A 13,523-nucleotide genomic window follows, 5' to 3' on the forward strand; every position below is an offset into this window, starting at 1 on the left:
GACTCGGCGATCGTGCACGCGTCGAAGATCCTGCCGATCGCCCGCTTCGACGAGGAGCAGGTGACCACGGCGCTCGACCTGATCTACGACCGGCGGACCGAGGGCTACGACCCGCTGCAGAAGCTGATGGCCCTGTTCGAGGGCGCCACGGCGAAGTCGCTGAAGGCGGGCAAGGCCGAGGAGCTGGCCGCGCTGCCGCTGGAGGAGCGGCTGAAGCGGCGGATCATCGACGGCGAGAAGAACGGCCTGGAGGCCGACCTCGACGAGGCGCTGACGACCACCCCCGCGCTGGACATCGTCAACAACACGCTGCTCGACGGCATGAAGGTGGTCGGCGAGCTGTTCGGCTCCGGCCAGATGCAGCTGCCGTTCGTGCTGCAGTCCGCCGAGGTCATGAAGACCGCGGTGGCCTACCTCGAGCCCCACATGGAGAAGTCCGACGCCGAGGGCAAGGGCACCATCGTGCTCGCCACCGTCCGAGGCGACGTCCACGACATCGGCAAGAACCTCGTCGACATCATCCTCTCCAACAACGGCTACAACGTCGTCAACCTGGGCATCAAGCAGCCCGTCTCCGCGATTCTGGAAGCCGCCGAGGAGCACCAGGCCGACGTCATCGGCATGTCCGGTCTCCTCGTGAAGTCGACCGTGATCATGAAGGAGAACCTGGAGGAGCTGAACCAGCGCGAGCTGGCCGCCAAGTACCCCGTGATCCTCGGTGGCGCGGCTCTGACCAGGGCGTATGTCGAGCAGGATCTGCACGAGATCTACCAGGGTGAGGTCCGCTACGCCCGCGACGCCTTCGAGGGCCTGCGCCTGATGGACGCGCTCATCGCGGTCAAGCGGGGCGTCCCCGGCGCGAGCCTGCCGGAGCTCAAGCAGCGCCGGGTCGCCAAGGGCGCCGCCACCCTGCAGGTCGACGAGCCGGAGCCCGGCGGCCGCTCGGACGTCGCCACCGACAACCCGGTGCCGACGCCGCCGTTCTGGGGCACCCGGGTCGTCAAGGGCATCCAGCTCAAGGAGTACGCGAGCTGGCTCGACGAGGGCGCGCTGTTCAAGGGCCAGTGGGGCCTCAAGCAGAACCGGGCCGGCGACGGACCGTCGTACGAGGAGCTCGTGGAGACCGAGGGCCGCCCGCGACTGCGCGGCTGGCTGGAGCGCCTGCACACGGAGAACCTGCTGGAGGCGGCCGTCGTGCACGGCTACTTCCCCTGCGTCTCCAAGGGCGACGACCTGATCATCCTCGACGAGGCCGGCAACGAGCGCACCCGCTTCACCTTCCCGCGCCAGCGCCGCGGCCGCCGGCTCTGCCTGGCGGACTTCTTCCGCCCGGAGGAGTCCGGAGAGACCGACGTCGTCGGCCTCCAGGTCGTCACCGTCGGCTCGCGGATCGGCGAGGCCACGGCCAAGCTCTTCGAGTCCGACTCCTACCGCGACTACCTGGAGCTGCACGGCCTCTCCGTGCAGCTGGCCGAGGCCCTGGCCGAGTACTGGCACGCCCGCGTCCGCGCCGAGCTCGGCTTCGGCGGCGAGGACCCCGCGGACGTCGAGGACATGTTCGCGCTCAAGTACCGCGGCGCGCGCTTCTCGCTCGGCTACGGGGCCTGCCCCGACCTGGAGGACCGGGCGAAGATCGCCGAGCTCCTGGAGCCCGAGCGGATCGGCGTCCACCTCTCCGAGGAGTTCCAGCTGCACCCCGAGCAGTCCACGGACGCCATCGTCATCCATCACCCGGAGGCGAAGTACTTCAACGCACGGTAACCGGGACGGGGGTAAATCCCTGCGCTTCGTGTGATCCGGACGTACACTGGTCGGTCCAGTGCAGGCCGGTCGCCCACCCCCGTACCGGGGAGGGGTGGCCGGCCTCTTCGTCCCTCCGTGGAGGTGTGCCGGATGACCAGTACGGTCCCCGCGTCCTTGTTCCGTGCCCCTGGCAGCTCCGCCCTGCAGGCGGTCTTCCTCGACATGGACGGCACCCTCGTCGACACCGAGGGCTTCTGGTGGGACGCGGAGGTCGAGGTCTTCGCCGACCTCGGACACCGCCTCGACGAGGCCTGGCGGGACGTCGTCGTCGGCGGGCCCATGACCCGCAGCGCCGGCTACCTGATCGAGGCCACGGGCGCGGACATCACGCTCGAAGAGCTCACCGTGCTGCTCAACGAGAAGTTCGAGCAGCGCATCGACCGCGGCGTGCCGCTGATGCCCGGCGCCGACCGGCTGCTCACCGAGCTGGCCCGGCACGACATCCCGACCGCCCTGGTCTCGGCCTCGCACCGCCGGATCATCGACCGGGTGCTCGCCTCCCTGGGGCGCGACCGCTTCTCGCTGACCGTGGCGGGCGACGAGGTCCTGCGGACGAAGCCGCACCCGGAGCCGTATCTGACCGCGGCCCGCGGGGTGGGCGCCGAGCCGGCGCTGTGCGCGGTCGTCGAGGACACGGCGACCGGGGTCGCGGCCGCCGAGGCGGCCGGCTGCCGGGTCGTCGCGGTGCCCTCCGTCGCGCCCATCGCCCCCTCGGCGGGGCGGGTCGTGGTGCGCTCCCTGGAGGAGGTCGACGTGCCCTTCCTGCGGACGCTCATCTCCTCGCCGACGGGTCTCTGAGCCCCCCTCGCCCACGGGTTTCCGAGCGCCTCGCCCAGGGGCCTCCGAGCCCCTCGCACGCGGCTCTCCGAGACCCGCTGGATTCGCTTCCGGAAACGTTCAGGCCATCCGCCGAAAAGAACCCTGAGTGAGCTTGGTCACCCAGAGTGCCGAACGGCGGGTGGCCTGTCTGCGTGCGGTGTCGGGATCATGGCGGTTCGGGGCCGACCTTGTGTCCCGATTCGCTCCCGCCCGTACGAATCATTCCCCCGCATGAGTATCGGACGCACCGTATTCAGGAGCGCGGCCTTCCGTTCGTGGAGGCCTTTGCCGTACGGCGGCACCGGCGGGGCGCACTAATCTTTCGCACGTACTCCGCCGCACCTTCCGCGTGCCCCGGCGGCCCACCCAAGTCGCCGTGTACACAGGACCGATCGCACCCCCGTACGGCCCGATCGACCGCCCCGACCGGGCGGCCGGCGGAGTGACCGAAGCCGCTGTAGAGATGCCGGCCGTCACCCCGCGCCGGCTGAGGAGAACGTTCCCCGATGAACCGCAAGACCCTGGTGCTGCCCGCCGTGGCCGCACTGCTCACCCCCCTGCTCGCCGGCTGCGGTGGAGGGGACAAGAGCAGAGCGATCGTCGTCGGCACCACGGACCAGTTCATCGCGACCGAGGACGCCCCCGCCCCGCTCGACCCGGCCTTCGCCTACGACACCGGCGCCTGGAACGTCCTGCGCCAGACCGTGCAGACCCTCATGCGCGTCCCGCGCGGCAGCGGTCAGCCGGTCCCCGAGGCCGCCCGGAGCTGCGGCTTCTCCGACAAGGAGAGCGAGAGCTACCGCTGCACCCTGCGCGAGGGCCTGACCTTCGCCGACGGCACCCCCGTCACCGCCGAGGACGTCAAGTTCTCCGTCGAGCGCGTGCTCGCGATCAAGTCGGACAACGGCACCGCCGCGCTCCTGTCGAACATCGACACCGTCGAGACCAAGGGCGACCTCGAGGTGATCTTCCACCTCAAGACCCCCGACGCGACCTTCCCGTACAAGATCTCCACGCCCGTCGCCGGCATCCTCAACAAGGCCAAGTACGACGGCAGGAAGCTGCGCGAGGGCTTCGACGTCGACGGCTCCGGCCCGTACACGATGAAGGCCGAGACCGACGGCGACAAGGTGACGAAGTTCGTCTTCACCAAGAACGCCAAGTACAAGGGCGACATCACCCTGCGCAACGACAAGGTCGAACTGCGCACCTTCGGCGACGCCGACGGCATGGACAAGGCGCTGCGCGACGACGCCATCGACGTCGCGGGCCGCGCCATGTCCCAGGCCCAGATCAGGGAACTCACCGAGAAGCCCCAGGAGGGCATCGACCTCACCGAGACCCCCGGCCTGGAGATCCGCTACCTCGGCTTCAACACCAAGGCCCCCGCCGTCGAGGAGAAGGCCGTCCGGCAGGCCATGGCCTCCGTCGTCGACCGCGGCCGGCTGGTCGACCAGGTCTACGGCCCCACCGCCGAGCCGCTCTACTCGCTGATCCCCTCCAGCATCACCGGCCACGCCACCTCGTTCATCGACACCTACGGCCAGCCGAACCCCGCCAAGGCCGCCAAGATCCTGCGCGACGCCGGTGTGCAGACCCCCGTCAAGGTCACCCTGCACTACACCACCGACCACTACGGCACCGAGACGGCCGAGGAGTTCGAGGCCCTGCGCGCCCAGCTCAACGCCACCAAGCTCTTCGACGCCCGGATCCAGGGCACCGAATGGTCCAAGTTCCGCCCGGCCCAGAAGCGCGGCGACTACGCCGTCTACGGCCTCGGCTGGTTCCCGGACTACCCGGACCCGGACAACTACGTCGCTCCGTTCCTCGACAGCGACAACTTCCTCAACACCCCCTACGTCAACCAGTCCGTCCGTGACCGGCTGATCCCGCAGTCGCGCCGCGAGGCCGACCGCAACGCCGCGACCCCCGTCTACGAGCAGATCCAGAAGATCGTCGCCAAGGACGTGCCCGTGCTGCCGCTGTGGCAGGGCAAGCAGTACGTCGCCGCCCGTGACGACGTCACCGGCGTCGAGTGGGCGCTCAACACCTCCTCGGACCTGCTCCTGTGGGAGCTCGGTCGCGGCACCGCCTGACCCCTTCGTCGTACCGGCCGCGCAGCCGTTGCGCGGCCGGCCTGGTAAGAGATCAAGAGGCAAGTTCTGTGAAGGCACACAACAAGTGGCTGACGGCCCCGCTCGCCGCGGGCCTGGCGGCCACCCTGCTCAGCGGCTGCGGCACCGAACAGGGCGGTGACGCCGGAGGCTCCGGGGGCACCGTGCGCGTCGGCATGTCGGACGAGATCCAGGCGACCGACCCCGCCGCCGGCTACGACCCCGGCTCGTGGCTGCTGTTCAACAACGTCTTCCAGTCCCTGCTCGCCTTCCCGAAGGGCGCCTCCGAGCCCGAGCCCGAGGCCGCCGACAAGTGCGGCTTCTCGGCCGGCAGCAAGGTGTACACCTGCACCCTGCGCGACGGCCTCACCTTCTCCAACGGCAACCCGCTCACCTCGGAGGACGTCAAGTTCTCCTTCGAGCGCGCCCTGAAGATCGCCGACCCCAACGGCCCCGCCCCGCTGCTCTCCTCCATCGAGTCCATCGAGGCCCCCGACGCGAAGACCGTCATCTTCACGCTGAAGGTCCCCGACGCCACCTTCCCCAGCAAGATCGCGTCGGGCGCCGGCTCCATCGTCGACCACCGCGAGTACGCGGCCGACGCGCTGCGCACCGACGGCAAGGCGGTCGGCTCCGGCCCGTACAAGCTCGACTCGTTCGGCCCGACCGAGGCCGTCTTCAGCGCCAACAGCTCCTACAAGGGCAACGCCAAGCGGAAGAACGGCGGCGTCACGCTCAAGCTCTACGGCGGAGACCGCGAGGCCCTCGCCAAGGCCCTCTCCTCCGGCGACGTCGACGTCGCCTACCGAGGCCTGTCCGCCGACGACATCGCCGCCCTGGAGAACGCCCAGGACGACAAGGGCATCCAGGTCGTCCAGGGCAGCAGCGCCGAGGTCCAGCACATGGTCTTCAACGTCAAGGACCCGGTCGTCGGCAAGCTCGGCGTCCGCAAGGCCATCGCCCACCTCGTCGACCGCGAGGCGCTCGTCCAGGACGTCTACAAGTCGACCGCGTCGCCGCTCTACTCCATCGTCCCGGCCGGCATCGCCGGACACTCCACCTCGTTCTTCGACACCTACGGCGAGCCCGACAAGGCCAAGGCGAAGAAGGCGCTGCGCGATGCCGGGATCACCGGCAAGGTCACGCTCACGCTCTGGTCCACCCCCAACCGCTTCGGCCCCTCCACCGACCAGATGATGGAGGCCATCGCGGGCCAGCTCAACGCCAGCGGCCTCTTCACCGCCAAGGTCGAGTCCGTGCCGTTCGAGCAGTACGAGAAGGACATCGCGGCCGGCAAGTACGGCGTGTACGTCCGCGGCTGGGTCCCCGACTACCCGGACGCCGACAACTTCACCTCCCCGTTCTTCGGCGACGAGAACGTCCTCGGCAACCGCTACAAGAACGCCCTGATCACCGGCGAGCTGCTGCCCGCGGTCGCCGCGTCCCCCGACCGGTCCTCGACCACCCCCACCTACAACAAGGTCCAGGACCTCGTCGCCGACGAGCTCCCGCTGCTGCCGCTGTGGCAGGGCAAGCAGTACGCCGTCGCCCGCGAGGGCGTCACCGGCCTGGAGTGGACCCTCGACGCGTCCACCGTCTTCCGCTTCTGGGAGATCAAGAAGGGCTGACCGGCACCCCGGTACGGCAAGGGCCCGGCACGCGACACGCGCGCCGGGCCCTCCCGCGTACGGTCACTGCGCGCCGGGGCGCACCAGACCGCTCTCGTACGCGTACACCGCCGCCTGCACCCGGTCGCGCAGACCCAGCTTCGTCAGCACATGGCCCACATGCGTCTTGACGGTCGTCTCGCTGACGAACAGGTCCGCCGCGATCTCCGCGTTCGACAGACCGCGCGCCACCAGCTTCAGCACCTCGACCTCACGGTCGGTCAGCGTGTTCAGCGTGTCCGGCACCTGCTCCTCGCCCGAGGGCAGATGCGCCGAGTACTTGTCGAGCAGCCGGCGCGTGATCGACGGCGCCAGCATCGCCTCGCCCGCCGCGACCACCCGGATCGCCTGCACCAGCTCGTGCGCCGGCGCGTCCTTCAGCAGGAAGCCGCTCGCTCCGGCCCGCAGCGCCTCCACCACGTACTCGTCCAGATCGAACGTGGTCAGCACCAGGACCTTCGCCGGACCGTCCCGGCCCGGACCGGTGATCTGCCGGGTGGCCTCCACCCCGTCCATCCGCGGCATCCGGATGTCCATCAGGACCACGTCGGGCTGCAGCGCCCGCACCTGGTCGAGGGCCTGCAGGCCGTCCCCGGCCTCACCCACCACCGCCAGGTCCTGCTCCGCCTCCAGAATCATCCGGAAACCGGTGCGCAGCAGCGGCTGGTCGTCGACCAGTAGGACGCGGATAGCCACGAACAACTCCTTCATCGGCCTGCGTGCGGCCCGGTCGGACCTCAGACGGCGGGCGGGACCTGATCCATTCTGCCCTGACCGGCACCGCCGGCCTCCCCCGACTCCGGCGGGCGCGGGGGCACCACCGGCAGCGGATACACCGGGGGAGTGCCGCCGAACTCCGGACACACCGCCCGGTGGTCGCACCAGCCGCACAGCTTCGTCGGCCGCGGACGCCAGTCACCCGTCTCCGTCGCCAGCCGGATCGCGTCCCACAGGGCCAGCAGCTTGCGCTCCACCCGCAGCAGATCGGCCTCCACCGGGTCGTACGTCAGCACGTCCCCGCTGCCCAGATAGACCAGCTGCAGCCGGCGCGGCACCACGTTCCTCAGCCGCCACACCACCAGCGCGTAGAACTTCATCTGGAACAGCGCGCCCTCGCTGTACTCCGGCCGGGGCGCCTTTCCCGTCTTGTAGTCCACGATCCGGACCTCGCCCGTCGGCGCCACGTCGACCCGGTCGATCACCCCGCGCAGCCGCAGCCCCGACGGCAGCTCCGTCTCGACGAACAGCTCACGCTCCGCCGGCTCCAGCCGCGTCGGATCCTCCAGCGTGAACCAGCGCTCCACCAGCGCCTCCGCCTCCGACAACCACCGCGCCAGCCGCTCCGCCCGCGGCTCCGAGGGATCCGCGGCGGCGTCGCCGCCCTCCTCGAACAGCTCACCGAGCTCCGGACGCGAGGCGAGCAGCCGGTCCCACTGGCCCGGCACCAGCGCCTTCGCCCGCGGCGCCGTGCGCTCCCCGGCCGGCGCGTCGAACAGACGCTCAAGGACCGCGTGCACCAGCGTTCCCCGGGTAGCCGCCGCACTGGGCTTCTCCGGCAGCCGGTCGATCACCCGGAACCGGTACAGCAGCGGGCACTGCATGAAGTCGCTCGCCCGCGAGGGCGACAACGACATGGGTGCCCGGGGCTCCACCGGCGGCTGCTCGCTCGTAGTCATGCCACAGACCCTACGACCCGCCACCGACAGCGACGGTCCACCGACCCTGATCCACTCGACGGGCCCGCGCGGAATACCATCGACGCAGGACCCCGTCGCGCTGCATGATCGAACCGTGACCGAGCGCGCGGACCGAGCAGCTCGGCGACGAAAGGAACCCGTGAACCAGGACGAGTCCAAGCCGCAGCGGACCGAGGAGCCGGGCGGCGGCATCCTCATGGGCCGGCCCTTCGGCGTGCCCGTCTACGTGGCGCCCAGCTGGTTCCTGGTCGCCGCACTGATCACCTGGGTCTTCGGCGGCCAGATCGAACGCGTCCTGCCCGAGCTCGGCGCCGCCCGCTACCTCGTCTCGCTCTTCTTCGCGATCGCCTTCTACGCCTCCGTGCTCGTGCACGAACTGGCCCACACCCTCGCCGCCCTCCGCTTCAAGCTCCCGGTGCGCCGCATCCAGCTCCAGTTCTTCGGCGGCGTCTCCGAGATCGACAAGGAGACCGAGACCCCCGGCCGCGAGTTCGTCCTCGCCTTCGTCGGCCCGCTGCTCTCCCTCGTCCTCGCCGGAATCTTCTACCTCACCCTCTACGCCGTCGAGCCCGGCACCGTCCCCGGTGTCCTCCTCGGCGGCCTGATGATCTCCAACCTGATCGTCGCGATCTTCAACCTGCTCCCCGGCCTGCCCCTCGACGGCGGCCGGATGCTCCGCGCCGTCGTCTGGAAGATCACCGGCAACGCCATGACCGGCACCGTCGCCGCCGCCTGGGTCGGCCGCGCGCTCGCCGTCACCGTCCTCATCGGACTCCCGCTGCTCACCCGCACCGGCCTCCTCGGCAACTCCACCGAGGACATCGACGGCTTCACCACCGTCACCGACGCCCTGCTCGCCGCCATCCTCGCCGCCATCATCTGGACCGGCGCCGGCAACAGCCTCCGCATGGCCCGGCTGCGCGAACACCTCCCCGAGCTGCGCGCCCGCAGCCTCACCCGCCGCGCCATCCCCGTCGAGACCACCACCCCGCTCTCCGAGGCCCTCCGCCGCGCCAACGAGGCCGGCGCCCGCGCCCTCGTCGTCGTCGACGGCCACGGCGTCCCCACCGGCATCGTCCGCGAGACCGCCATCGCCGGCATCCCCCAGCACCGCCGCCCCTGGGTCGCGGTCAGCGCCCTCTCCCAGGACCTCGTCGACGGCATGAAGGTCCCCGCCGACCTCACCGGCCAGCCGCTCCTCGACCACCTCCGCGCCAGCCCGGCCACCGAATACCTGGTCATGGAGGACACCGGCGAGATCTACGGGGTCCTCTCCACCACCGACGTCGAGAAGGCCTTCGTGAAGGCCATGGCGCGACCCGGTTCCTAGGCCCGGTACCCTGTTCACATGTCCGAACCGACCGGTGCCGCCCGCCGTCGCGGGCCCTTCAAGGTCGGGGACCAGGTCCAGCTCACCGACCCCAAGGGACGCCACTACACCTTCACGCTCGAGGCCGGGAAGAACTTCCACACCCACAAGGGTTCCTTCCCGCACGACGAGCTGATCGGTGCTCCCGAGGGCAGTGTTGTCCGTACCACGGGAAACGTCGCCTACCTCGCGCTGCGCCCCCTGCTCCCCGACTACGTCCTGTCCATGCCCCGCGGCGCCGCCGTGGTCTACCCCAAGGACGCGGGGCAGATCCTGGCCTTCGCCGACATCTTCCCCGGCGCCCGCGTCGTCGAGGCCGGTGTGGGCTCCGGCTCGCTCAGCTCCTTCCTGCTGCGCGCCATCGGCGACAGCGGCATGCTGCACTCCTACGAGCGCCGCGAGGACTTCGCCGAGATCGCCAAGGGCAACGTCGAGCGCTACTTCGGCGGCCCGCACCCCGCGTGGCAGCTGACCGTCGGCGACCTCCAGGACAACCTGTCCGACACCGAGGTCGACCGCGTCATCCTCGACATGCTCGCCCCCTGGGAGTGCCTGGAGGCCGTCTCCAAGGCGCTCGTCCCCGGCGGCATCCTCTGCTGCTACGTGGCCACCACCACGCAGCTCGCCCGCACCGTGGAGTCCATCCGCGAGTTCGGCTGCTACGCCGAGCCGCAGCCCTGGGAGTCCATGATCCGCAACTGGCACGTCGAGGGCCTGGCCGTCCGCCCGGACCACCGCATGATCGGCCACACCGGCTTCCTCGTCACCGCCCGCCGCCTCGCGGACGGCGTCGAGCCCCCGATGCGCCGCCGCCGGCCCGCCAAGGGCGCCTACGGCGAGGACTACGAGGGCCCCAACAAGGGCTGAGGCCCGCCGGCTGACGCCCCGACAACACGCGCGTGCCGCCGCCGAGTTCCCGCCCCCGGGCACGGAACTCGACGGCGGCACCCTCATGTTCGGACCCGCGACCCGCGCTGCCCCTCCGACCACCCCGGTGAAGCCGTACGACAAGGGCCGCCCCGCCTGTTCCACCGCCCTGTGACGTGTGGCACGATGCCCGCAACTCCTTCCGCACCACCTCACAGGAGACTTCTCGCGTGCAGACCTCCGCCGTCACGGACCTGGCGCACACCCACGCCCGGCCGGCGCACTGGCTGGCCACCGCCACCGCGATGGCCGGAGTCGTCGCCCTCGCCGGCCTCGTCCAGCCCGGACCGGCCGGAGCCGCCGCGGCACCCGCACCCCTGCCCGCACCCGACGCCGCCACCGCGCACTACCCGCTCGACTGCGGCGGAGCACCCAGCAAGATCGCCCAGCGGGCCAGCGGAGACCTCGACGGCGACGGAAACCCCGAGACCGTCGCAGTCGTACACTGCGAAGCCGGATCCGGAACGCCACCCAGCGGCATCTACGTGCTCACCCACGGCAAAGGCGCCGGCACCCCCGCCGCACGCGTCGTGGCCACCCTCGTCGAGCCCTCGCAGCTCAAGAACGTCAGCGACTTCGCCGTACGCGACGGCGCCGTCCAGGCCACCCTGCTCGGCTACTCGTCCCCCGACGTCCCCAGCTGCTGCCCCGACCAGCGTGAGCAGGCGAAATGGCGCTGGCGAGGCGGCAGGTTCGTCCGCACCGGCCAGGCCGACGCGCGCGCCGTCTGACCCGGCGCGCCCGTCACCGGACCGTCACTCGGCGTCGGGACCGTACACCTCGACGCCGTCCCTGACCCGCCGCACATGGATGCAGTCGCCCGGACACTCCTTCGCGGAGTCCACCACGTCCAGCAGCAGCGGCAGCGGCACCGGGGTCGTCGCCCCCGGCTCCTGCAGCAGCTCGTCGTCCGCGCTCTTCACATAAGCGAGCCCGTCGATGTCGAGCTCGAAGACCTCCGGAGCGTACTGCACGCAGATTCCGTCCCCGGTACACAGGTCCTGGTCGATCCAGACCTCGAGCGCCTCCTCGGCGCCCACGGCCGGGGCCTCCTGCTGCACGCTCATGTCTCCTGCCATTTCTGCGTCACGCGGGTAAGTCGGGCCAAGCCTGACGGGTGTTGACCACCCACGACGATACAACCGCGTGCTTTTGCGACGACCAGCGGTGGGTATTTCCCTGGCGTGAGGGGAAGCGCAAGGGTGAAGATCGGACACACCTCGGAGTCTTTTTGATCTAGGGGTTTCAATCATCACCCACCCAGGTAGGGTCAGGAAGCGTCCAGCTCCCCTTGGAGGAGGTGAGGACCGTGGCAGCCCACGACGACGACATCAACCGCGGCATCCGGCCGGGGCGGGGGTCTGAGGACCCCGCCGGTCAGGTTGCCTATCTCGAGCAGGAAATCGCCGTCCTGCGCCGCAAGCTCGCCGACTCTCCGCGTCACACGAGGATTCTCGAGGAGCGGATCGTCGAGCTGCAGACGAACCTGGCCGGCGTGTCCGCTCAGAACGAGCGACTCGCCAATACGCTCCGTGAGGCCCGGGACCAGATCGTGGCCCTCAAGGAGGAGGTCGACCGGCTCGCCCAGCCGCCGGCCGGCTTCGGTGTCTTCCTGCAGGCGAATGAGGACGGCACGTGCGACATCTTCACCGGGGGCCGCAAGCTCCGGGTGAACGTCAGCCCCGGCGTCGAGCTCGAGGAGCTCAGGCGGGGCCAGGAAGTCATGCTCAACGAGGCGCTCAACGTGGTCGAGGCCATGGAATTCGAGCGCGCCGGGGACATCGTCACCCTCAAGGAGATCCTCGAGGACGGCGAGCGCGCCCTGGTGATCGGGCACACCGACGAGGAACGGGTGGTGCGGCTCGCCGAGCCCCTGCTGGACATCACCATCCGCCCCGGCGACGCCCTGCTCCTCGAGCCCAGGTCCGGCTACGTCTACGAGGTCATCCCCAAGAGCGAGGTCGAGGAACTCGTCCTGGAGGAGGTCCCGGACGTCGACTACGACAAGATCGGCGGTCTGGGCAACCAGATCGAGCTGATCCGCGACGCGGTCGAGCTCCCGTACCTCTACCCCGACCTCTTCAAGGAGCACGAACTGCGGCCGCCCAAGGGCATCCTGCTCTACGGCCCGCCCGGCTGCGGCAAGACGCTGATCGCGAAGGCCGTCGCCAACTCCCTTGCCAAGAAGGTCGCCGAGGTGACCGGCCAGCCCGCCGGGAAGTCCTACTTCCTGAACATCAAGGGCCCCGAGCTCCTCAACAAGTACGTCGGCGAGACCGAGCGGCACATCCGCCTCGTCTTCCAGCGTGCCCGCGAGAAGGCGAGCGAGGGCACCCCTGTCATCGTCTTCTTCGACGAGATGGAATCCCTCTTCCGCACCCGCGGATCCGGCGTCAGCTCGGACGTGGAGAACACCATCGTCCCCCAGCTGCTCGCCGAGATCGACGGCGTGGAAGGCCTGGAGAACGTCATCGTCATCGGCGCCTCCAACCGCGAGGACATGATCGACCCCGCGATCCTGCGCCCCGGCCGGCTCGACGTCAAGATCAAGATCGAGCGCCCGGACGCGGAGGCCGCCAAGGACATCTTCGCCAAGTACCTGACCTCCTCCCTCCCGCTGCACGCCGACGACCTCGCCGAGCACAGCGGATCCAAGGAGGCCGCGGCCCACGGAATGATCCAGTCCGTGGTCGAGCAGATGTACGCGGAATCAGAGGAGAACCGCTTCCTCGAGGTCACGTACGCCAACGGCGACAAGGAAGTCCTCTACTTCAAGGACTTCAACTCCGGCGCGATGATCCAGAACATCGTCGACCGGGCCAAGAAGATGGCCATCAAGGCATTCCTCGACCACGACCAGAAGGGCATTCGCGTCTCCCACCTCCTCCAGGCCTGCGTGGACGAGTTCAAGGAGAACGAGGACCTGCCCAACACCACCAACCCCGACGACTGGGCCCGCATCTCCGGAAAGAAGGGCGAGCGGATCGTCTTCATCCGCACCCTCGTCACCGGAAAGCAGGGCGCCGACACCGGCCGCTCCATCGACACGGTGGCGAACACCGGCCAGTACCTGTAATGACCCGCAACCCGCAGTGACACGCACCGGCTGCGGATGTCCGGCGAAAGG

Annotated in this window: 11 protein-coding genes; 8 read left to right on the plus strand and 3 right to left on the minus strand. The window is 69.9% G+C overall.

The window, feature by feature from the left end:
- The 4 genes from ACIGXE_RS25245 to ACIGXE_RS25260 all read left to right on the plus strand — a co-directional run.
- Positions 1-1,761, plus strand: a 1,761-nt coding sequence (locus ACIGXE_RS25245) for a vitamin B12 dependent-methionine synthase activation domain-containing protein (RefSeq protein WP_399751096.1), incomplete at its 5' end; no start/stop codon positions are given.
- A 132-nt stretch (positions 1,762-1,893) separates the two neighbouring features.
- The gene (locus ACIGXE_RS25250; protein ID WP_399751098.1) at positions 1,894-2,601 is read left to right on the plus strand and encodes an HAD family hydrolase; all 708 of its coding nucleotides are present in this window, start codon (positions 1,894-1,896) and stop codon (positions 2,599-2,601) included.
- A 527-nt stretch (positions 2,602-3,128) separates the two neighbouring features.
- Positions 3,129-4,718, plus strand: coding sequence for an ABC transporter substrate-binding protein (locus ACIGXE_RS25255; protein WP_399751100.1), 1,590 nt, complete (start codon positions 3,129-3,131; stop codon positions 4,716-4,718).
- A gap of 68 nt (positions 4,719-4,786) precedes the next feature.
- Positions 4,787-6,364 (plus strand): ABC transporter substrate-binding protein, encoded by a 1,578-nt coding sequence (locus ACIGXE_RS25260; RefSeq protein WP_399751102.1) that lies wholly within the window; start codon positions 4,787-4,789, stop codon positions 6,362-6,364.
- 63 nt (positions 6,365-6,427) lie between these two features.
- Here the strand turns inward: ACIGXE_RS25260 and ACIGXE_RS25265 are convergent, their stop codons facing one another.
- On the minus strand, positions 6,428-7,099 hold the full coding sequence (locus ACIGXE_RS25265) for a response regulator (protein ID WP_384414555.1): 672 nt from the start codon (positions 7,097-7,099) through the stop codon (positions 6,428-6,430).
- 41 nt (positions 7,100-7,140) lie between these two features.
- Positions 7,141-8,079 carry a RecB family exonuclease gene (locus ACIGXE_RS25270; RefSeq protein ID WP_399751105.1) on the minus strand — a complete coding sequence of 313 codons (939 nt, stop codon included), beginning with the start codon at positions 8,077-8,079 and terminating at the stop codon, positions 7,141-7,143.
- 217 nt (positions 8,080-8,296) lie between these two features.
- On the opposite strand from ACIGXE_RS25270, the gene ACIGXE_RS25275 reads away from it, so the two are divergent.
- From ACIGXE_RS25275 to ACIGXE_RS25285, 3 genes are all read left to right on the plus strand, one after another.
- Positions 8,297-9,430, plus strand: coding sequence for a site-2 protease family protein (locus tag ACIGXE_RS25275; RefSeq protein ID WP_399751379.1), 1,134 nt, complete (start codon positions 8,297-8,299; stop codon positions 9,428-9,430).
- Positions 9,431-9,448: 18 nt separating this feature from the next.
- The gene (locus ACIGXE_RS25280) at positions 9,449-10,336 is read left to right on the plus strand and encodes a tRNA (adenine-N1)-methyltransferase (RefSeq protein WP_351792286.1); all 888 of its coding nucleotides are present in this window, start codon (positions 9,449-9,451) and stop codon (positions 10,334-10,336) included.
- A gap of 230 nt (positions 10,337-10,566) precedes the next feature.
- Positions 10,567-11,127 (plus strand): hypothetical protein, encoded by a 561-nt coding sequence (locus tag ACIGXE_RS25285; protein WP_399751107.1) that lies wholly within the window; start codon positions 10,567-10,569, stop codon positions 11,125-11,127.
- 24 nt (positions 11,128-11,151) lie between these two features.
- On the opposite strand, the gene ACIGXE_RS25290 is transcribed toward ACIGXE_RS25285, so the two are convergent.
- Positions 11,152-11,463, minus strand: coding sequence for a ferredoxin (locus ACIGXE_RS25290; RefSeq protein ID WP_399751109.1), 312 nt, complete (start codon positions 11,461-11,463; stop codon positions 11,152-11,154).
- 242 nt (positions 11,464-11,705) lie between these two features.
- Here ACIGXE_RS25290 and arc point away from each other — a divergent pair, with 242 nt between their 5' ends.
- Complete coding sequence (gene arc, locus ACIGXE_RS25295; RefSeq protein WP_399751112.1) at positions 11,706-13,472, plus strand: proteasome ATPase; 1,767 nt, start codon at positions 11,706-11,708, stop codon at positions 13,470-13,472.
- The last annotated feature ends 51 nt before the right edge of the window (positions 13,473-13,523 follow it).

It is taken from the genome of Streptomyces sp. NPDC053431 (genome assembly GCF_044544925.1).
Lineage (GTDB): Bacteria > Actinomycetota > Actinomycetes > Streptomycetales > Streptomycetaceae > Streptomyces.

Bases quoted from the DNA above. Each gene is read 5' to 3' on its own strand.
- ACIGXE_RS25275 (WP_399751379.1), top strand. From the start codon at position 8,297: ATGGGCCGGCCCTTCGGCGTGCCCGTCTACGTGGCGCCCAGCTGGTTC.
- ACIGXE_RS25270 (WP_399751105.1), bottom strand. From the start codon at position 8,079: ATGACTACGAGCGAGCAGCCGCCGGTGGAGCCCCGGGCACCCATGTCG.
- ACIGXE_RS25280 (WP_351792286.1), top strand. From the start codon at position 9,449: ATGTCCGAACCGACCGGTGCCGCCCGCCGTCGCGGGCCCTTCAAGGTC.
- ACIGXE_RS25250 (WP_399751098.1), top strand. From the start codon at position 1,894: ATGACCAGTACGGTCCCCGCGTCCTTGTTCCGTGCCCCTGGCAGCTCC.
- ACIGXE_RS25290 (WP_399751109.1), bottom strand. From the start codon at position 11,463: ATGAGCGTGCAGCAGGAGGCCCCGGCCGTGGGCGCCGAGGAGGCGCTC.
- ACIGXE_RS25255 (WP_399751100.1), top strand. From the start codon at position 3,129: ATGAACCGCAAGACCCTGGTGCTGCCCGCCGTGGCCGCACTGCTCACC.